Source organism: Peribacillus sp. NPDC101481, assembly GCF_044767165.1.
GTDB lineage: Bacteria > Bacillota > Bacilli > Bacillales > DSM-1321 > Peribacillus.
Genome location: NZ_JBIWNJ010000003.1, coordinates 78,985 through 99,918, shown reverse-complemented (window position 1 = coordinate 99,918; position 20,934 = coordinate 78,985). Strand labels below are relative to the sequence as shown.

21 protein-coding genes and 1 pseudogene are annotated in these 20,934 nt (G+C 42.5%); 7 read left to right on the top strand and 15 right to left on the bottom strand.

Translation table 11 applies throughout. The features are described from left to right. Positions 1–56: 56 nt before the first annotated feature. The gene (locus ACIROD_RS19190; protein ID WP_402943151.1) at positions 57–716 is read left to right on the top strand and encodes an SIMPL domain-containing protein; all 660 of its coding nucleotides are present in this window, start codon (positions 57–59) and stop codon (positions 714–716) included. 385 nt (positions 717–1,101) lie between these two features. On the opposite strand, the gene purU is transcribed toward ACIROD_RS19190, so the two are convergent. The 3 genes and pseudogenes from purU to ACIROD_RS19175 form a co-directional block, all read right to left on the bottom strand. After that, positions 1,102–2,001, bottom strand: a complete 900-nt coding sequence (gene purU, locus ACIROD_RS19185) for a formyltetrahydrofolate deformylase (RefSeq protein ID WP_260358827.1) — start codon at positions 1,999–2,001, stop codon at positions 1,102–1,104. A 185-nt stretch (positions 2,002–2,186) separates the two neighbouring features. Beyond that, complete coding sequence (locus ACIROD_RS19180; RefSeq protein WP_249594599.1) at positions 2,187–2,516, bottom strand: hypothetical protein; 330 nt, start codon at positions 2,514–2,516, stop codon at positions 2,187–2,189. Between the two features lie 43 nt (positions 2,517–2,559). Beyond that, positions 2,560–2,658: pseudogene (locus tag ACIROD_RS19175) on the bottom strand (DUF2599 domain-containing protein); the annotation flags it as partial. A 588-nt stretch (positions 2,659–3,246) separates the two neighbouring features. On the opposite strand from ACIROD_RS19175, the gene ACIROD_RS19170 reads away from it, so the two are divergent. The 4 genes from ACIROD_RS19170 (at position 3,247) to ACIROD_RS19155 (ending at position 7,422) form a co-directional block, all read left to right on the top strand. Then, the gene (locus ACIROD_RS19170) at positions 3,247–4,026 is read left to right on the top strand and encodes a transporter substrate-binding domain-containing protein (RefSeq protein ID WP_402943147.1); all 780 of its coding nucleotides are present in this window, start codon (positions 3,247–3,249) and stop codon (positions 4,024–4,026) included. 26 nt (positions 4,027–4,052) lie between these two features. Then, positions 4,053–4,718, top strand: coding sequence for an amino acid ABC transporter permease (locus tag ACIROD_RS19165; RefSeq protein WP_048685680.1), 666 nt, complete (start codon positions 4,053–4,055; stop codon positions 4,716–4,718). A gap of 11 nt (positions 4,719–4,729) precedes the next feature. After that, on the top strand, positions 4,730–5,470 hold the full coding sequence (locus ACIROD_RS19160) for an amino acid ABC transporter ATP-binding protein (RefSeq protein ID WP_095390614.1): 741 nt from the start codon (positions 4,730–4,732) through the stop codon (positions 5,468–5,470). A 299-nt stretch (positions 5,471–5,769) separates the two neighbouring features. Beyond that, entirely contained in the window at positions 5,770–7,422 is a 1,653-nt protein-coding gene (locus ACIROD_RS19155) for a glutamine--tRNA ligase/YqeY domain fusion protein (RefSeq protein ID WP_230176057.1), read from the top strand. A gap of 64 nt (positions 7,423–7,486) precedes the next feature. Here ACIROD_RS19155 and ACIROD_RS19150 read toward each other — a convergent pair whose 3' ends face one another. From ACIROD_RS19150 to ACIROD_RS19110, 9 genes are all read right to left on the bottom strand, one after another. Further along, positions 7,487–8,341 (bottom strand): STAS domain-containing protein, encoded by an 855-nt coding sequence (locus tag ACIROD_RS19150; protein ID WP_402943142.1) that lies wholly within the window; start codon positions 8,339–8,341, stop codon positions 7,487–7,489. A gap of 22 nt (positions 8,342–8,363) precedes the next feature. Further along, the gene (gene msrB, locus ACIROD_RS19145) at positions 8,364–9,323 is read right to left on the bottom strand and encodes a peptide-methionine (R)-S-oxide reductase MsrB (protein WP_402943140.1); all 960 of its coding nucleotides are present in this window, start codon (positions 9,321–9,323) and stop codon (positions 8,364–8,366) included. Positions 9,324–9,468: 145 nt separating this feature from the next. After that, positions 9,469–10,653 (bottom strand): NupC/NupG family nucleoside CNT transporter, encoded by a 1,185-nt coding sequence (locus tag ACIROD_RS19140; RefSeq protein WP_101223930.1) that lies wholly within the window; start codon positions 10,651–10,653, stop codon positions 9,469–9,471. 264 nt (positions 10,654–10,917) lie between these two features. Then, positions 10,918–11,367 carry a hypothetical protein gene (locus ACIROD_RS19135; protein ID WP_402943136.1) on the bottom strand — a complete coding sequence of 150 codons (450 nt, stop codon included), beginning with the start codon at positions 11,365–11,367 and terminating at the stop codon, positions 10,918–10,920. A 124-nt stretch (positions 11,368–11,491) separates the two neighbouring features. Next, positions 11,492–12,730, bottom strand: a complete 1,239-nt coding sequence (locus ACIROD_RS19130) for a sensor histidine kinase (protein ID WP_230176053.1) — start codon at positions 12,728–12,730, stop codon at positions 11,492–11,494. 10 nt (positions 12,731–12,740) lie between these two features. Beyond that, complete coding sequence (locus tag ACIROD_RS19125) at positions 12,741–13,412, bottom strand: response regulator transcription factor (protein ID WP_402943133.1); 672 nt, start codon at positions 13,410–13,412, stop codon at positions 12,741–12,743. A 110-nt stretch (positions 13,413–13,522) separates the two neighbouring features. After that, positions 13,523–14,713, bottom strand: coding sequence for an ABC transporter permease (locus tag ACIROD_RS19120; RefSeq protein WP_402943130.1), 1,191 nt, complete (start codon positions 14,711–14,713; stop codon positions 13,523–13,525). Continuing rightward, a complete protein-coding gene (locus ACIROD_RS19115; protein ID WP_101223934.1) occupies positions 14,640–15,380 on the bottom strand; it encodes an ABC transporter ATP-binding protein in 741 nt (246 codons plus the stop codon). The genes ACIROD_RS19120 and ACIROD_RS19115 overlap by 74 nt, the downstream gene beginning before the upstream one ends. 1 nt (position 15,381) lies before the next feature. Then, positions 15,382–16,350, bottom strand: coding sequence for an efflux RND transporter periplasmic adaptor subunit (locus tag ACIROD_RS19110; RefSeq protein ID WP_402943126.1), 969 nt, complete (start codon positions 16,348–16,350; stop codon positions 15,382–15,384). A gap of 273 nt (positions 16,351–16,623) precedes the next feature. Here ACIROD_RS19110 and ACIROD_RS19105 point away from each other — a divergent pair, with 273 nt between their 5' ends. Continuing rightward, complete coding sequence (locus ACIROD_RS19105; protein ID WP_402944024.1) at positions 16,624–16,944, top strand: DUF485 domain-containing protein; 321 nt, start codon at positions 16,624–16,626, stop codon at positions 16,942–16,944. Positions 16,945–16,957: 13 nt separating this feature from the next. Continuing rightward, a complete protein-coding gene (locus ACIROD_RS19100) occupies positions 16,958–18,496 on the top strand; it encodes a solute symporter family protein (RefSeq protein WP_101223936.1) in 1,539 nt (512 codons plus the stop codon). Between the two features lie 106 nt (positions 18,497–18,602). On the opposite strand, the gene ACIROD_RS19095 is transcribed toward ACIROD_RS19100, so the two are convergent. The 3 genes from ACIROD_RS19095 to ACIROD_RS19085 form a co-directional block, all read right to left on the bottom strand. After that, positions 18,603–19,052, bottom strand: a complete 450-nt coding sequence (locus ACIROD_RS19095; RefSeq protein ID WP_170973997.1) for a threonine/serine exporter family protein — start codon at positions 19,050–19,052, stop codon at positions 18,603–18,605. 16 nt (positions 19,053–19,068) lie between these two features. Then, positions 19,069–19,824, bottom strand: a complete 756-nt coding sequence (locus ACIROD_RS19090) for a threonine/serine exporter family protein (protein WP_230176051.1) — start codon at positions 19,822–19,824, stop codon at positions 19,069–19,071. A 276-nt stretch (positions 19,825–20,100) separates the two neighbouring features. Beyond that, on the bottom strand, positions 20,101–20,907 hold the full coding sequence (locus ACIROD_RS19085; RefSeq protein ID WP_402943121.1) for an alpha/beta fold hydrolase: 807 nt from the start codon (positions 20,905–20,907) through the stop codon (positions 20,101–20,103). Positions 20,908–20,934: the final 27 nt, after the last annotated feature.

Sequence of the window (20,934 nt, the reverse complement as noted above, 5' to 3'; positions counted from 1 at the left end):
CGTTCATAATTCGTACAATAGGGGTGAGATTATCTCTTATAAAGGCTGGTGTCAAAATGAATCAAGAATACAATGCCCCCGAAAGGGATTATTACCGCAATGATGATCATATATTGAAAGTTTCCGGCTCAGAGACGCTATCTGCTGCTCCGGATCAAGCCACGATCACCCTTGGAGTCATAACAGAGGATAAGGACCCGCAAAAGGCCCAGCAAGCCAATTCCCAAGCTATCGCAAATGTCATCGCATCACTTAAATCCGCAGGCATTCCCGAAGAGCAATTGAAAACGAGTGATTACAGAATCGATCCACAATATGATTATATTGACGGAAAGGAATTGTTCAAGAACTATAAAGTCCAGCACATCATACAAGCCCAAACGTCCGACATCGAGAAAATAGGCAGCATAATCGACACGGCCGTCAGAAGCGGCGCCAATTCAATCACCAGCATCCGCTTCTCTTTATCAAATCCAGATGCATACTATAACCAGGCACTTTCTCTCGCCTTAAAAAATGCATATGAAAAAGCACTCTCCATGGCTCGAACACTGGGAATCTCATTGAACCCAGTCCCTAATAAGGTTGAAGAGCTATCCGAAACGGCAACCCCAATGCTTTATCAAACAAGTACCTTTTCAAAAATGGCGACTACCCCGATTCAGCCTGGTGAACTGAACATCACTGCCTCGGTAAGGGTGGAATACACGTACTAGCACTCACTAAATTCCATCCTAAAAACCCTCCTTGGCAACCCAAAGGGGGGGGTTCTGACTGTAGACAATTTAGAGAAGAACTAGTTTACTTTCAATTCGTTTAAAAAAGTTCCAGCTGATTTCAGAAATCCGCTCCCTTTCCGCCGACTGTCTGCCAAGCCTCCTCGCCAGCAAGCGTCTCCGGGGTCTCGGCTAGCCAGTTATTCGGCAGGAGTGTCGCAAATTTCTTCAATCTAGTAAGGGTATCATTCCTATAATCAAGTTAAAAAACATGACTGATAATTCAGTATTATGCTAAAATCATGCTTCTAGGATGGGAGCAATCCGAACCTCCTTTTGTCGCAAACGGAACCCCCCTCGGCAACTCAAAGGGGGGATTTTCATTTTAAAAGACTACCGTTTTATTTTCATGAACAATGACGCGGTCCTCCAAATGCCATTTAACGGCACGTGCCAGCACCCTGCGTTCAGCTGAACGACCGATTTTCTTCATATCCGCGGCAGAATCACGATGGTCCACACGTTCAATATCCTGTTCGATGATTGGACCTTCATCCAAATCATTCGTCACATAATGGGATGTCGCTCCAATCAGCTTAACACCTCTGTCATAAGCTCGTTCATAAGGCCGGGCTCCAATGAAGGCAGGTAAAAATGAATGATGGATATTGATGATTCTGTTCGGATGGGCCGCTACGAAGTCCGGCGTCAATATCTGCATATACCTGGCCAATACAATAAGGTCCACCTTGAATTCTTCCAGAAGTCCAAGCTGTTTAGTCTCCACTTCCTTGCGTATATCCTTATTGGCAGGAATGTAATAAAACGGGATGCCCATCGATTCGACAATTTCCCTCGTATCTTCATGGTTGCTGATGACTAGCGCAATGTCAGCCAATAAATCCCCGCTTTGCCACTCCCATAGCAATTCCAAAAGGCAATGAGGTTCCTTGGAAACGAAGATGGCCGTTCTCTTCAAATCACTGACATGGTTAAATGTCCATTGCATCGAGAATGCTGTCGAAACTTCCTGGAATGCCAGTTGCATATCCGCTGCCTTATCCTTCAATCCTGGACAATCGAACTCGATCCTGGTGAAAAAGGTACCGCCCTCAGGATTCATCGAATACTGACTCAATTCAACAATATTTGCATCATATTCTTTAAGAAAAGCCGTAACTGTCGAAACAATTCCCGGCTGGTCCGGACATTTTATAATCAAACGGCCTCTATCTTGATTTCTTTCGCGAAATTCCTGTAACTGCTCTTGCACAAAGTTGCTCACCATTTTCCCAACTGCCCTTCTTCTATTTTGCTATATTATACTTCAATTCATGGCCAAAATTAAAGTCAGTCAATCAATTCGGGATTGAATGCAAAGACCCCCCTACTTTAACAGGGGGGCAGTAATCGCAAAAATGACTAATATTGAAACGAGGTGTCTCAGTTTAGAGGTGCTTTTTTATTTTATTATTTATTTCGTTTTTTTTCACCTAGACTTGCTGCTAGAGATAAAAAGATATAAGGGAACGCCAATAAAATTAAATCCGGGAATCCGTAGCCAATAAACACTAAGTTATAATCTGGATGTTCATCCATATAATAACCGGCTCCCGCCATATAAAATCCAACAATCAAATAAGTAATGAAAGATATAGTTAAAGTACTTATAGTTAGAGCGTTTAATTTTATAGTAACTACAATTAACGCAAAGTAAACTAAATAGACAATCCCTAAAATAATTAACAGTAAAAAAATATAACCTGGATCAAATATCGCTTGATTGGAACTGCTAAACATATGAAATCACCTCTTATTTCAAATAAAAATTAATGTAGCCCTACTACTCTGGGTTACATTTGTTTTTATAGGTTAATGCTAGCGATAAATCTGGACGCCAAGGTTCTAAGTTCCAAGGTGACTTGTAAATTGTTAATGGATTTACAGCATGACATTAAATCAATATAGTTCCTCCTTTGAATTGTAATAATTTAATCGTATATAAAAGGAACTTGTTATACATTCCTACTTTGGAACAATGGGTTTCATTTTTGAGTAAATAAAGAGAAAGTGATGATATGAAATGAGGGTCTTTTATTCCAAGAGTCACTAGTTCTACTTTAGTAACACTTACAAAATCAAATGGAGTTTCCATTTTATAAAGCTATCCTCTATTCATATTCATAGGTTTTAATCGCGGAAAAGTCGGCATGGTCACGGTCGGCTTTTTTATATTGAAATAGAAATTACCTATATGGAATTGAAAAGATACCATTAGTTCCCACCCTCTATTAATAGGCGCTATCATTCTTCCAATAAATAACTGGTGAATTTAAAGGAAATGAAGGCAAAGGCCGAGAACCTTTATGAAATGCATAGTTAAGGGGGATTCTTGAATGAAATGTCGGCATGATCTGGACAACCGTTTTTATTTCAGTTTTTATTTTCCCTAGTTAATAAGGTTATTCACTGCCTTATAAGGGTATAGACCATTCTATTAGTTTTTTTCAAAGGGGGAAATGAAATTATCATGAAATCATCAATTACATTCATTGTATCCATTCTGGCTGTTCTTGGTCTTCTGTCCGGCTGTGCTGAAAAGGACCAGCTGGAGGACGGGAGTAAGCTGATCAATGAGGACCAGTTTGTTTTCGCTGCTTCAGGTGAATTCAAGCCATTCAGTTATGTCAATGATGACATGACCGTAACCGGGTTCGATATTGAAGTTGGCGATGCAATTGCAAAGGAACTCGACCTAGAGCCAGTGCCTAAACGGATAAAGTTCAAAGGTATCGTGGAAGGTGTTAAAACCGGTCGGGCAGATGCCGCGGTTGCCAGTCATACAATCAATGAACAACGAAGTAAACATGTTGCCTTCTCTACCCCTTATTACTATTCAGGTCCTCAAATTTTTGTCCGTTCGGATAGTGATATTAAAACGGTTGAAGATTTAAAGGGTAAGGAAGTTGCGGCTTCTAAAGGCTCTACGTACGCAACCACAGCAGAAAAATATACAACCAATGTAAAAACCTATGACAGTGATATCACCGCCCTGAAAGCATTGAGCGGAGGGCGTCATGATGCCGTCATCACCGACTTCGTAACCGGCAAGGAAGCGACCAAGGAAGGTTTCGACATTGAAGGAAGGCAATTGATCGAACGAAGCGAGCAAGCCATCGTACTGCCTAACGACAACCCTCAGCTGCTTGCACGCATCAACGAAGCACTTGAAAACCTCCGGGAAGATGGAACTCTTGCGAAAATCAGCAAAAAATACTTCGGTGAGGACATCACAACTAAGCCTGAATAAAGATTGATAGAAAGGGAGTCATTACATTGCCAAGTTTTTCACATTTTTTTGATACATTATTTAGCTCCTCGGACGTATTCATCCGAGCCATGCTCCTCACATTGGAACTGACGGTAGTCTCCATATTGGTAGGTATCGTCATCGGTTTGCTATTTGCACTTTTAAAAATATCCAATATAAAAATTCTTGCATGGATTTCAGATACATATGTATTCCTGGTACGTGGAACACCTTTAATCGTACAGATATTCATACTCTATTTCGGTATCAGCAATCTCTTCTTACTGCCGGACTTCTGGGCGGCGTCACTTGCCCTGGCCTTCCATAATGGAGCGTATATCTCAGAGATTTTACGTGGGACGATTCAATCCATCGACAAAGGCCAAATGGAGGCCGGACGCTCCCTTGGCATGAGCAATTCGCTCACCTTAAGGAGGATCATCTTGCCTCAAGCCTTCCGCCGCGCATTGCCGCCGCTTGGCAACCAATTCATCATCGGACTGAAGGATTCATCACTTGCAGCCTTCATATCCATGAATGAGCTGTTTAATGTGGCGACTACGTTAGGCTCGAATAATTTCGATGAAATGACTTATTTATTGATTGTAGCGGTCTACTACTTGATTCTAGTGGCATTCCTGACCATTATCGTCAATTTATTCGAAAAGAAACTGTCCATTAGTGATCGATAGGGGGAATTGAAATGGAACAAAAAGAAATGATTCGGATAAGGAATTTAAATAAATCGTATGGAAATCTGCATGTACTTAAAGATATTGATATGAAGGTACTCGATAGCGATGTTGTCTGTCTGATCGGACCAAGCGGTTCCGGAAAAAGCACCCTGCTCCGCTGTTTGAATTATTTAGAGAAGAAAGACAGCGGCCAAATCCTCATTGAAGGAACGGAAATCAATCCGGGTACCCATGATATTAATAAAATCCGCGAAAAAGTCGGAATGGTATTTCAGCATTTCTACCTCTTTCCTCATATGACCGTACTGGAAAATGTCATCGAAGCACCGACACACGTCAAAAAGGTCCCTAAGGCCCAAGCGATTGAAGAAGCAAAGGCATTGCTTGCAAAAGTCGGTTTATCAGATAAAGCGGATGTCTATCCAAGCAAGCTCTCAGGTGGCCAGAAACAGCGTGTTGCCATAGCCCGCGCCCTTGCCATGAAACCTGATATCCTGCTCTTTGATGAGCCCACCTCGGCTCTGGATCCCGAACTTGTCGGTGAAGTTCTTGCCACGATGAAGGAACTTGCCTTGGAAGGGATGACAATGGTAGTCGTTACACATGAAATGAGCTTTGCACGTGAAGTCGGGGATTGGATTGTCTTCATGCATAATGGTAGGGTTGTCGAAAGCGGACCGCCAAAAGAATTCTTCACCAATCCAAAGGAAGAGCGTACAAAAGAATTTTTGCAAACGACAGTCTTTTGATTTCAATTCTAAAATCTGTCTGCTAGCGAGATTATAAGCAATACAGGCGTGAATTCCTGTATTGCTTTTTTTGAATGAAAAAGGATTTATTGGTTTCCTTAATATCCAGTTAGGTAGTTCCCTAAATTACCTGATTAAAGTTTCAGGGATATTTCGGCTCCGATTGTACAAACTAAATACTTGATGAATTGTTTCAGATAAACCCTGATTCCGGCTTGAACATGGAAAAATATCTGTATTTATGGTATATATACAGGTAAAATTAAAAGAAGTATATAAATGAAAGAGGTCGAATTCAGTTGGAAAATAACTCTTCGAATTTTATTAAAAATATTATAAAAGATGACCTAGAGTCCGGAAAACATGATCATGTCATCACCCGCTTCCCTCCCGAGCCGAACGGATATTTACATATCGGACATGCCAAATCAATCATTTTGAATTTTGGGGTGGCTGATGATTTCAATGGGAAAACTAACCTTCGTTTCGATGATACGAATCCGTTGAAAGAGGATATTGAGTTTGTTAACTCCATAAAGGAAGATGTAAAATGGCTCGGTTACGACTGGGATAACCTTTTCTTCGCTTCCGACTATTTTGATGAAATGTATAAAAGAGCTGTGCTGCTCATCAATAAAGGACTGGCATATGTGGACGACCTTAATGCCGACCAAATCCGTGAATATCGCGGAACGCTGACAGAGCCGGGGAAAGACAGCCCCTACCGAAATAGAACCGTCGAGGAAAATCTTGAACTATTTGAAAAGATGCGCAGCGGCGAATTCGAAAACGGCAAAAAAGTATTGCGTGCAAAAATCGATATGAGCTCACCTAACATTAATTTGCGTGATCCCGTCATATACCGTATCTCCCATACTGAACACCATAATACCGGCAACAAATGGTGCATCTACCCAATGTATGCCTTTGCCCACCCAATTGAAGATGCCATCGAGGGAGTCACACACTCCATTTGTACCCTTGAGTTCGAAGATCAACGCCCTCTTTATGACTGGATCGTTGAGAATTGTGAAATGGAAAGCAAACCAAAACAATATGAATTTGGCCGTCTTAACCTAACCAATACAGTAATGAGCAAGCGAAAACTGAAGCAGCTTGTCGATGAGGGCTTCGTGGACGGCTGGGACGACCCGCGGATGCCTACTGTTTCAGGCTTGCGGAGACGCGGGTATACACCAGAAGCGATTCGTGCATTCTGCCAAGAGATAGGCGTCGCCAAAACAAGCGGTGTCGTGGACTCTCAAATGCTTGATCATTTCGTGCGGGAAGACTTGAAGCTGAAGGCTCCACGGACTATGGCCATCCTGAACCCGCTTAAAGTGGTCATCACCAACTATCCGGAAGGCGAGATAGAATGGCTGGATGCTGAGGTCAATCCGGAAGTTCCGGAAATGGGCACACGCCAAATCCCGTTTTCACGTGAAATATATATCGAACAGGACGATTTCATGGAAAACCCGCCGAAAAAGTATTTCCGACTTTTCCCGGGCAATGAAGTTCGTTTGAAACATGCTTATTTCATTAAATGTGAAGAAGTGATAAAAGACGATGCCGGTAACGTCATCGAACTTCGCTGCACATACGATATTGAAACGAAAAGCGGATCGGGTTTCACTGGCCGTAAAGTAAAAGGTACATTGCACTGGGTAGAAGCTTCACAAGCCGTTTCAGCGGAATTCCGCAACTATCAGCCTTTAATCCTGGATAAGGAAAATGATGAAGAGGAAGAAAAATCATTCCTGGACCGGGTAAACCCTGATTCTATAGAAATTTTACAAGGATTTGTCGAGCCTAACATGAAAGATGTTAAGCCTCAGGATAAATTCCAATTCTTCAGGCATGGCTATTATAATGTTGATTCAAAACTCACTGCGGCCGATCACTTGGTCTTCAACCAAATCGTCGGGTTGAAAAGTTCATTCAAGTTATAGAATCACGAAAAAGAACCAGATTCCTAGCGGGATCTGGTTCTTTTTCATTTTCTGCACCCTTATATCATTTTTTCTCGTAAAGTTTGATCCCTTGCTTGGAAAGAGCCTGTTTAAGAGTACTATGTGTCGAAACCTGACTAAAATCAAGACCTAACTGAATCGATGTCTGGGCCACTTCAGGACGAATCCCGGAAATGGTCGATTGAATTCCTAACAGGTTCAGGGTACTTATCAATTGATAGATCTGTTGGGCAACCATCGTATCCAAAAGGGAGACCCCCGATAAATCGATGAATAAGTGTGTAATATTTTTGCTAATGCATTTGTTTGGAGTCCCATTCAATATTTCCTTTGCCCGATAGGTATCGATTTCACCGATTAACGGCAATACCGCAATGGCATCAACAATGGGAATGACAGGTGCGCCCAGTTCATTAATCAGCTCCTGTTGAACAAGGAGTCGTTCTTTTGTCAAAAGGTAATACTGCTCTGTGAACTCACGGTTCAATTGATCGAAGGCATGATTAATAAGCCGGCTCCACCGGATAATTGTATCCTTCGTTATCTTCGTATCCATGAGCATATAATCAGTGATGAAGGCCCAATATGTTTCGCGAACCTTATTAAGCGCTTCCAACACTTCGTAAATAGGGGTGTCAGATTCAACCCTGCTCTTCGCGACAAGTGTGGCCCACTGCTCCATCGTTTCAATAAAAGCAGTTTTATCTTCAAGCAAAGCACTGGTCACTGTCTTGATCGTCAATGTATTCTGTTCCCTAAGAAGCTTTTCGATTTCCTCATTAGAATCCATTGAATAGATGGATCCAGACTGCTTTTCCCTTAAAGCCAGCCAGTTTTCCGTAATCTTCGACGAGTTATCAAGGATATATTGATATAAATTTTCATCTATTTTATCCATTTGTGTTCCCCTATCTCCCTAGTTATTTCATTTTAAAAAGTAATAATAAGTCACCATATCCCTCTTTCTCCATTTCATTTCTAGGAATGAATCGAAGGGCCGCAGAGTTTATGCAATATCTTGTGCCTTTAGGGCTTGGGCCATCAGGAAAAACATGTCCAAGGTGGGAATCGGCGTCCCTGCTGCGCACCTCAGTCCGGGTCATTCGGTGGCTGAGATCGATTTTTTCATTGACACTTGCCGACATGATGGGCTTCGTGAAGCTAGGCCACCCACAGCCGCTATCATACTTATTCCGCGAACTGAATAGAGGCTCCCCAGAAACGACATCCACATAGATGCCTTCTTCAAAGTGATCCCAATAGGCATTATCGAAAGGCGGCTCCGTGCCATTTTCCTGGGTGACATGAAACTGACTCTCCGTTAAGGTTTTTCTAAGGTGTGCATTATCCTTAGGCCAATTTTCTTTAATGAAAGCATCCCGTCCTGAGCCTTTACGATATAATGCATAGCGAAATTGATTTTTTCGATAGAACTCTTGATGATATTCCTCAGCGGCGTAAAAATTCCCCGATGGTAGAATACCCGTAACAATAGGTTTCTTAAACCGCCCGCTCATAATTAAGTCTTCCTTCGATTGTTCTGCCTCCTGTTTCTGACGTTCATTAAGATAGAAAATGGCTGCTTTGTATTGCTTTCCCCTATCCGAGAACTGCCCCTCGTCATCCGTAGGATCGATTTGATGCCAGAATATCTCCAATAAGGTTTTATAGGAAATGATTGATGGATCGAATACCACTTGAACCGCTTCAACATGATCGGTCGAACCGGTAATCACTTGTTTATAACTAGGTGCGGCAAATTCACCGCCTGTATAACCCGATGTCACTGAAATAATACCATCCATTTCATCAAAGGGAGCAACCATGCACCAAAAGCAGCCTCCTGCAAAGATAGCCGTTTCTTTTCCATCCATCGTCATGCTAAAACTCCCCTTTCACGCCTGTCATTTTATGTATTATATACCAGCAAGCCAAACACCTTCAAAATATTGTATCTTTGCTGTACAAATATAAAAGAGGCACTTAGGAGTAGACCCAAGTGCCCTTTTATGATAGATTCGTTATTTAAAGTATCACACTTACAATGATCGCTGATAGGATGCTGACAAGAGTCGCACCGTAAAGCAGCTTCAAGCCGAAACGGGCTACAACATTTCCCTGTTTTTCATGAAGTCCTTTGACTGCACCGGCAATGATTCCAATTGATGAGAAATTGGCGAATGAAACCAAGAAAACCGAAACGATCCCTATCGTCCTTTCACTCAAGGCTGCTGATGCGTCCCCTAAGCTCAGCATGGCAACGAATTCATTGGTTACCAGTTTCGTCGCCATGATTCCGCCAGCAGTCACGGTTTCGGAAATCGGTATACCCATGATAAAGGCAAACGGTGCAAAGATATACCCCATGATGTCTTGGAAGCTGATGCCGAAGATCATGTCGAATAAGCTATTGATCCCTGCGATTAATGCAACGAAACCAATTAACATCGCTGCTACAGTGATAGCAACTTTAAATCCATCCATGATATATTCCCCAAGCATTTCGAAGAAAGACTGCTTCTCTGCCCCTTCTTCAACAGGGAGAATATCCTCTTCATCCGTTACGGTATAAGGATTGATAATGGATGCGATGATAAATCCACCAAACATGTTAATAACAATTGCCGTCACAACGTACTTTGGTTCAATCATAGTCATATATGCGCCGACGATCGACATCGATACAGTTGACATCGCTGATGCACAAAGCGTATACATGCGAGATGGCGGAATGGCACCGAGTTGTTTTTTCAAGGTTATGAAAACCTCGGATTGGCCCACTATTGCTGATGCTACCGCATTGTAAGATTCCAATTTACCCATTCCATTCACCTTACTTAGAAGGAATCCAATCCACTTCATGATGAACGGAAGGATCTTGAAGTGCTGTAAAATCCCGATTAATGCTGAGATGAATACGATAGGAAGAAGGACATTTAAAAAGAAAGGCGACGCTCCTTCGTTCACAATCCCGCCAAATACAAAGGTTATCCCTTCATTTGCCCATTCTAAGAGTTTCCCGAAACCATCGGCAATCGAATTGATGATCACTAAGCCAAACTTCGTGTTTAATAATAAATAAGTTAAAATAAGCTGAATGACCACCATGAGAATGATCGGTTTAATTTTAACTTTCTTCCGGTCACTGCTGGCTAAGATAGCTAGTCCAAAAACAATAAGCAGTCCTAAAATTGCAATCAGAAATTTCATATATTCTGCCTCCACTAAGGGTGAATTTAATGTTCGTGCATTAATAGTAGGATACCCTCAAAAAATTTATGCAAACGTTTTCTCTTTCATCCAAAATACATGTACGTACCTCTCCAGAAGTCTATATTAAACTAATATTTTTTTAAGTGCAATTATTATTTCCCTTTTTAAAATAACAATTAGTGACAATAAGCGTTTCGTGAATTAAAAAAGAAGGCTCCCCATCGAAGGGAACCTTCTCTTTCCTTAAATAGTTTCGACTATTTAGGCAGCTGTTTTTCTGGATATCATCGTAGTCGCTAATCCAGCGCCTCCAATTACAAAGATGATGAAGGATGCGGCCAAGCCACCTGCCCCTTGATAAAAGTCGATGAATTTCCCTGCAAAAGAGTCTCTGCCTTGGAAACCGCCACCGCTTGGCATCTCCCCTGGAGTCCCGGAACCATTTGGCCCTCCTTGTGGAGTGCCCTGAGTATCATTAGATGCCGTTTCCGTAGATGAATCATCGGTCGCCGTACTGCTATTAGCCGATTCTACCGTATCATCCGTTTCTGTTGTGTTGCGATCGGCAGGCTGACCCATCACCGCCTGTCGGTTCATGGGTTCAGTGCCGCTGCCATCCACATACATCATGATCCCGATGACTGCTTGGGCCATTAAAAGGATCGAAGCCAATATTCCAACCAAAAAGTGTAACTTACCAAGTCTTTTCATTAATGATTCCCCTCCGAAAATACTGTATTTATAAGATGATTATCTAAAAAGACCCTTAACTTTTCCTTAAGCAACAAGGAAGAAAGTAAGGGTCTTTTACTATTGGATAACTTCTTAAGGCGGATTAATTTTTCCTTTGATTTCTCGGAAAAGTGATTTCGAAACGGGTGCGTTCATTCAGTTCACTCGTAACCTTGATGTTCCCTTGATGTGTGTTTACAATCCATTTGGCTATGGATAGACCTAAGCCTGAGCCTTCATTTGTTGAACGGGATTGCTCCACTTGATAAAAACGGTTAAAAATCAAGGGGAGATCTTCCTGCGGAATGCCTTTTCCATTATCCTCCACAGTAAGAATGATGGATGAAGCATTCTTGATGCAGGATAGGGAAATCTTCCCGCCTTCCTCGGTGAATTTCATGGCATTATCCACCAATATCACCAACAGCTGATGAATTCTCTCTTTATCACCATGAAACACCACCTGTTCGGGAGCATGGCTAATGATTGATTTTTCTTGAAAAGATGCTATATCCGTATACTGTTCCACGATATCCATAAGTAAGTCATCAAGGAAAAAGTTTGATTTCTTAACCTCCATTTGATTTGAATCCGTTCTGGTCAAGGTCAAAAGTCCGTTTACAAGCTTATTCAATCGCCGGACTTCTTTCGAAATGATGGATATATCAACGGCTTTTTCCTCGATTGTCGCGTTCGGTGATTGAAACAGCAAATCAGCCCGCGATTGAATGACAGCAAGAGGCGTTCTAATTTCATGCGAAGCATCCGAGACAAACTGCTGCTGCTGATCCCAGGATTTCTTGACCGGGATCAAAGCCCGTCCTGCCAGAAGATAGCCTGCGCCAACCGCCACTAGACTTCCAATTCCTCCACCAACAAACAATATGAGCAGCAAGCGATCGAGCATTTCCTTTTCTGTATCCACATTCCTGATGAATTGTACGGCCATCTCTCCATACCCTGTATCGACCTGGGTGGAAAGGGCCCGATACGTGTATCCATTCACTGATATTTCTTCAATGTCATCAAATGTTTTAGGGAAAAATTGTTGTTCATTGACCTTAAAAAAATTGTCTACACTCAGTCTTGGCTCAATGATCGTATCATCCGGTCCCCAAACGATGACACTTGGCCCCGGACCTAAGAGAAACTCACCTTGCGGACGTCCGCCTGGCATGCCGCCATTATTGAAATCCCTGTAATCCTTTATAAGTGAATCATTTACATCCTTATAGATCTGGTCTTCCGTATAGAAATAAATCGTTCTGCTTAATATGGCTATTAAGACAATAAAGACGATAGAATTCAATAATGTTAGTTGAAGCCGTGTTTTTTGGAACATAATGATCCCCTTATGGTTGTTTTAGCATATAACCAATACCGCGTACGGTTTGAATATCTTTATGATAATTGAAAGGTTCCAATTTTTTTCTAAGGTGATGGATGAACACTTCGACAATGGCAATCGTTGTATCTGAATCAAACCCCCAAATACGGTCGAAAATTTGCTCACGGGTCAATATTTTCCCATTATTTTGAATTAGGTACTCCAGTAATTCAAACTGTTTCAAGGTCATTTTAATGACCTTTCCATCAACTAAAATATCCTTTTCCTTTTCCAGCAGTTCAATACCACGGTATTTTACATGCTGCGCAAGCGATATAATGCCGCTCCTTCGAAGCAGGGCACGAATCCTGGCCTTAAGTTCCGGTGCCTGGAACGGCTTGACTAAATAATCATCGCCACCCATTTCCAATCCTTTGACACGATCCTCAAGAGCATCTTTTGCCGTCAAAAACAAGACACTTGTATCGATTTTTGCGTCCCTGATTTTCCGTACGATTTCAAATCCATCGATTTCCGGAAGCATTACATCCAAAATGATGATATCGTATATACTTTGCTGAGCCATGAATAGCCCATCTTCCCCATTGTCTGCTGTATCGACTTCATATTCATCAGTCAGAATCTGTCGGATCGATTCTAATAATGAAACATTATCCTCTACCACCAAAACCTTCATTCAGGGTACCTCCCAGCCGCTTCAATTGTGATATATATGTTGATTTTATCCTTTTTCATATGCAAAAGAAAGCGGGCTTTTAATCGCCTGCTTTCTCTCAAATTGTATGTTCATTCGTGACGCAGTGCTTGAATTGGATTTAATCTGGATGCTTTATTGGCAGGAAATACGCCAAATATTATCCCGATTAAAATGGAGAATAAGAAGGCAAACAATGTCACCGACCATGAATAACTAATCGTTAAGCTTGAAAAAACTGAAATCAATTTTGCGATTCCCAAGCCAATTCCAACTCCCAACAGTCCTCCGAAGCAGCTCAAGACCATCGCTTCAATTAAAAACTGAAGAAGGATCGATTTCCGATTTGCCCCAATTGCTTTTCTAATCCCGATTTCCTTCGTCCTCTCCGAGACGGAAACCAGCATGATATTCATGATCCCGATTCCGCCTACCAGTAACGAAATACTCGCAATACCGCCAAGCATGAGTGTGAACGTGTCCGACACGGAGCTCATTGTATCCATCAGATCTTCTTGATTGGACACCGAATAGTTATCACTCTGTTCTGGGAATGATGTGGTCATCGTACCTTGTACCTGGTACATCGCCCTATCTATGATATTCTCGTTCTTCGCTTTTAAATAGACGGTTCCGATTGTCGTGCTGCCTGTAGCCCTTTCGGCAGTGGTGATCGGGGCGATGATTACATCATCCCCGCTCGATCCCATTGAGGTGCCTACCGATTTCAGCACACCGATCACGCGATAGGAAACGCCGCCGATGAGAACGTTCTGGTCCACGGCTTTTTGATTTTCAAAAAGCGTGGTGGCTGTATCTGCTCCAAGGACAACGACCTTGGAGCGTAATTCCGTTTCCATATCCGTCAAAAACCGGCCTTGACTGAGCTCCAGATCCCTGACTGATAAGTAGGATGAAGTTGCACCGGTCATTGAAACCTGTTCCGTAGCTTCTCCATTCTTAGCATAAACGCGTCCAGTGACCACAGGCGCCACTTCCGATATCCCGTTCAGCTCTTTAAACTGTTCAATTGTATCATCCGTCAGCTCCACGGAGTCGGTATCCGTGACACTAACCGTTATCAGGTTCGTTCCCAGGCTATTGATCTCATCCTGAACGGACTGTGAGGAACCCTGTCCAATCGAAACAAGGACGATTACGGAGGCAACTCCAATTATGATCCCAAGCATGGTTAAAAATGCTCTGACTTTATTGGTTTTGATACTGCGTATAGCCATCTTCATAGATTCGCTCAGGTTCAATCCAATCACCTCCGTTTTCAAATAGCTGACCATCCTGTATCCGGACGACACGAGTCGCTTCTTTAGCAACTTCCAAGTCATGGGTTATAAGAATGATTGTTTGTCCCTTTCCGTTCAATTCTTTCAGCATCTGCAGCACTTCTTTACTCGTTTTACTATCAAGTGCCCCCGTCGGCTCATCCGCCAATAAAACGGGAGGGTTACCGGCAAGTGCCCTTGCAATCGCAACTCTTTGCTGCTGTCCACCCGACAGTTGGGTCGGCAGGTGATTCTTCCGGTCACTCAGGCCGACCATATCAAGGCATGCATTGGCCACTTCTCTTCTTTCCTTCACGCTTGCCCCTCTATAAACCAGGGGAAGTTCGACATTCTCCAACGCTGTCAGTTTTGCCAACAGGTTGAAATTTTGAAAGATAAATCCGATTTTAATATTACGAATGGCAGCCAGCTCATTATCCTTCATCTTTTCCACTTCTTTTCCATCGAGAAGATATTCACCTATGTCAGGCTTGTCAAGGCAGCCAATCATATTCATGAACGTCGATTTCCCTGATCCGGAAGGACCGATGATCGAAATGAAATCGCCTTTATCGATTGTAAGACAGACATCTTGAAGGGCGTTGACCGTTTCACCGCCTAATTCATAAGATTTAGACATGTTCTTAATTTTTATGATGGGTTTCGCCATTTTACTGACCTCCCTTGCCACTCGGCATTCCGCCACCGCTTGGCATCCCGCCGCTCGGAACTCCGCTGCCGCTCTGCATTCTTATTTCGCCTCCTTGCCCACCCCTCATTCCTTCGCCGCCACTGCCAGTGGAGCTCTCATTGATGGTGATAGGCAAGGAAACGAACTGTCCCTCTTCAAGACCCGAAGTTATTTCAATATACTTATCGTTGCTGATCCCAGTCTCAACCACTTTTTTTGTACTGGCAGCTTTTTCAGTTGTACCGGATTGTTGTATATTCACATATTTCTCTTCACCTTCAATTTGGACTGCTTCAATCGGAACATATAAAGCATCTTTTACACTATTCGTCAAAATGCTCACCTCAGTCGACATCCCAATTTTTATATCGCCGGGTTTGTCAATTTTGATAGTGACATCGAACGTAGAAACTCCATTCTCATATGTACCTTCCTTTGCTACACTGGTCACTTCACCCGTAAACGTTTCATCTTCAAAAGCACTGGCTTTAATTTCAACTGTTTGTCCTTTTTTAACACTTGGGACATCCAATTCATCAACACTGATCGTGGTTTTCAATTTTTTATAATCCGTAACATGTGCCACCACTTCACTGCTTGATACACGATCTCCTTCTTCTACATCCAATGTTGTCACGGTACCATCGAATGGTGCCGTTATCGGGTCACTTCCATCCGTGAAGGTAATGAGTTCATCGCCTTTCTCAACCAATTCATTCTTCGCTACAAGGACTTCATCCACTTCATCCGTTACCGAGGAAGTGATGTCCTCACTATTGATTGCGGCGACCGATCCGGAACCGCTTATTTGAACTTCAAGATCTCCCTTTTCAACTGTAGCCGTCACCGACTTTGCAATTACAGGCTCAGCATTGTCCTTCATGAAAAACCAAACGCATCCACCAATCGCAAGAACTAAAACCGTGCCTATCATTATCAACTTTTTCATCACTTTTCTCCTTTCAGATTTCCTTCATTGAAACCAGTATCGTGAAAGAAGCTTAACTTTTCCTTAATGGCCATGTGTTTGATATCAATCAGCAAGCAGCTTTTGCTTGTACGTAACAATAAAAAACTATGTCGAACGAAAAATGGTTTATTTTCAGCATTTAAATTTACAATATATTCTGAAAAATATATACTGATACTGTTATCGGAAATTGGTAATGAAAACCAAATCAATGATGATGAAGGGGGAACCAACTTGGCATCAAACGATTCAATCGCTAAGGAAACCGAGGTAAGCGCTTCCACGGACTACACCAAGATCGTCCAATCACAATCTTTTCAAGAACTCTTAAGGAAAAAACGCAATTTCATCGTCCCGCTATCCATCTTTTTCATGGTCTTTTATTTCACCCTACCCATACTAACTTCCTATTCTAAAGTTCTTAACTCAATTGCCTTCGGGGCAATCAGCTGGGCCTGGATCTTTGCCTTCGCTCAATTTATCATGACCTGGACATTATGCATCCTCTATTCCAAAAAAGCTGCGACATTTGACCGGTTAGTAGAAAAAATCGTTAAAGAAGCGAAAGGATAAAGGTGAATTCACAATGAATATACTTGCTTTTATTTTATTTCTAATCATTGTCGGACTAACATTGGTCATTACCTATTTTGCTTCACGGCGCACCAAAACGACCGCGGACTTTTATACGGCTGACAGCAGCCTTACTGGCTGGCAGAATGGCTGGGCCATTGCGGGAGATTATATGTCCGCCGCCTCATTTTTGGGGATAGCCGGCATGGTCGCACTCTCCGGATTTGATGGTTTTTTCTATAGCATAGGTTTTCTCGTTGCGTATCTGGTCGTTCTTTATATCGTGGCCGAACCGCTCCGTAACCTTGGCAAGTATACATTGGCGGACATGATCGCTGCCCGTTTCAATGAAAAGAAAGTACGCGGGGTTGCTGCCCTTAACACCATTTCGATTTCAACCTTTTATATGATCGCCCAATTAGTCGGTGCAGGTGCACTTATAAAACTCTTACTTGGAATTGATTATCTTTACTCCGTCATCATTGTAGGTATTTTAATGACCGTCTATGTCGTATTTGGCGGTATGACGGCCACCAGTTGGGTCCAAATCGTTAAAGCCGTTTTATTGATGGCAGGTACATTCATCATCTCCATCATCGTGTTGGCGAAATTCGACTTTAGCGTGATCGAGATGTTCAAGCAAATGAAAACAGCCACTCCTTTGGGCGGGGATTTCCTCAACCCAGGTAACAAATTCAAGGATCCTTTGGATACTTTATCCCTTAATTTAGCGCTTGTACTCGGTACAGCTGGACTGCCTCACATTCTCATCCGTTTCTTTACGGTGAAAGACGCCATCACAGCCCGTAAGTCCGTAGTATATGCCACGTGGATCATTGGCATCTTTTATATAATGACCATTTTCCTCGGCTTTGGAGCGGCAGCTTTTGTTGGATACGACAAAATCATAGCCGCGAATGCAGCCGGTAATATGGCTGCTCCGCTGCTTGCCGAAGCTATTGGGGGTGACTTCCTGTTCGCCTTCGTCTCTGCTGTTGCTTTCGCAACCATTTTAGCGGTTGTAGCAGGTCTCGTCCTATCGGCAGCATCTGCTTTTGCCCATGACTTCTATGGCCACATCATCCGGAAAGGCCAAGCCACTGACAAGGAACAAGTCGTTGCAGCTCGTTGGGCATCCATCGGAGTATCCGTCCTTTCAATCATCCTTGCCTTATTTGCCCAAAACATGAATGTCGCCTTCCTTGTTTCACTTGCCTTTGCCGTCGCTGCCAGTGCCAATCTGCCAATTATTGTCTTCACGGTATTCTGGAAACGTTTTAACACTGCCGGGGCTGTCACGGGCATGATAGTTGGACTGGTCAGTTCTTTATTGCTTGTATTCCTAAGTCCCAATGTCTGGTCACCGGTAGAGGGAGCGGCAATATTCGTTGGGGAGCCATTATTCCCGCTTGCCAATCCAGGCATCATCTCCATCCCGATTGGTTTTATCGCAGCCATCGCCGGAACACTTCTGTCAAGCAAGAAAGCTGATGCCAAAAAATACGACGAAATCTTGGTCACTGCTAACACTGGGATGAAAGATCCCATATAAGCTAGATTTATTATTATTTTAAAATATCAAAAAAAGAAAGGAGATCAGGGTGTTCGACCTGCTCTCCTTTCTTTTTATTCAGATATATTCATCAGGAATATTCCCGCTAGCTTCTCAATCTTAACTTCCTTCTATTGTACTTAGTTACTAACTGGTTCATGACTTCTGCAAAGATCAGCCCCATCGCAATGGCACCAGCCAGCATGAAGACCTTGGCCGCCAGCTGAACGGCGACATAAAAATCATTTCCGACAAAATGCTTCATCGCATCATATGACAAACCTCCAGGCACGAGGGGGATGATTCCCGATACATTGAAAATCGTAATCGGCGTTTTATACCTTTTAGCAAAATACTGGCTGATGACCGCAACGATAAATGCAGCCGCTAAAGTTGCAATGATGCTGTTTATCTCATTTTCAACCAAAGCAAAGTATAAGATCCACCCCAACATCCCTACGAAACCACATTGAAACAATGAATTTTTTGGTACATTGAAGATGACTCCAAAGGCGGCTGAGGCAATGAAACTGGTAATAAGCTGTGCAATCATCATTCTTCCTCCCCTAAAATCATAAGAAAACAAACGCAGCCGATATTCCTGCCCCAATGGCTAAAGCAGTCAATCCTGCATCCGCACCCTTGGATAGACCCGAAACCAAATGCCCTGCAATTAAATCCCTGGCTGCATTCGTAATTAACAGCCCTGGCACAAGCGGCATCACCGCTCCAATGATTATCGTGTCCAGATGACTTCCAACTCCAATCTGGACAAAGAACATAGCTACTAATCCTACGACTAAAGAGGCGATGAATTCAGCAAAGAAACGAACTTCCAGTAACCAGTGCAAATAAAGCAGGCAAGAGAATCCCATTCCTCCAGCTATACAGGACCAGATGAAATCACTCCACTGTCCTTGGAACATGATTAAAAAGCAGCCGCTCGCTATAAATGCAGCAAAGACCTGTACCCACATGGGATACCCCATCCCGGCCTTTTCGATTTGTTTTAACCGTAAATATGCTTCCTCGGGTGTCATTTCCTTGCTGGAAATGCTTCGGGATATACTGTTAACCAGCGTTACCTTATGTAAATCTGTAGATCGTTGGGAAACCCGGATCAATTTTGAAGCTGGATGCATGCCATCCAGCGAAAAAATAATTCCAGTAGGGGTCGAAAAACTGTGTGATTCACCGCACCCAAACGCTGCAGCGATCCTAACCATCGTATCTTCCACCCTTGATGTTTCCGCTCCGTTCTGAAGCATGATTTTTCCCGCAAGTAAACATACATCTATAATTTCATTGTATGGTAAACGATCATCCATTTTATCCTCTCCATCACTTTCTGCATGAGTTTCTCTCAATAACAGATAACGATCACACCAATTTAAATCCACCTCATAATAGCCCAATTCCTGTGAAAAGGATATAAAAATATTACCTATTTAATTTATCAATTCCATTAACCTTCACTACTATCTTTCTTAGTACCAGTATTCCCTTTATTTCCTGCCAAAACCGTTTAGTTAAAAGAAAATTCAATTATATTCATAATTAAAAGGAATGCAGGCACTGCATCCCCCTTTTCCTATCCTGTACGTCTATACTCCCTTTTGAATGAAGCAATTCACTGTTTCATTAAACAAATCGCTTTCTTCCATAAATGGACAATGACAACTATCTTCAAAGATTACTAGTTTGGAGTTAGGAATGTTTTTATGCAAATGTTCGCCTGCAGCTACAGGAATGACTTTTTCATGCCTTCCAAAACAGAGAAGTGTCGGAATATTGATTTCTGGCAAGAATTCACGATAGTCCACAATCGATTGGTCAAATAGAATGCTACTGGCGATGGATTCCGGCATTTTGGTCACTTCCTTAAGCATCCAGCTTGCATCCTCTGCAGTTAATTCATTGTTGAACATGGAAGCAAGGAAGCTTTGCAAAAACGAGGAACGATTCGTTTGTATTTCAGTCATGAAGGCAATCAACGTATCCATATCAAATGCGCCGATATTAAAATCGGGCCACTTGAAATCAGATGCCAATTCATCCACAATCACGGTTGAATGAATATTTTCCTCACCGAATTGCTTAAGATACTCCCAGACGACAAATGCCCCCATCGACCAGCCTACAAGTATGACATCCCTTAATCCCAGTTCAACTATGAACGCATGAAGATCTTTTGCATAAACGGAGACCGTATTTCCGTAATGTACATGATTTGACTGGCCATGGCTTCTTAAATCAAGTAAGATCGTTCTATATTTTTCTGAAAAGTACGGAAGCTGCCTTTTAAAGAACCGGCTGCTCATCCACACACCATGGATAAAGATGATCGGTTTCCCCTGGCCCTTTTCTTCATAAAATAACCGAACGCCTTCTTCCACCTCAATAAATGCCATTCTATCCCTCCTTCTTGATATTTTCAC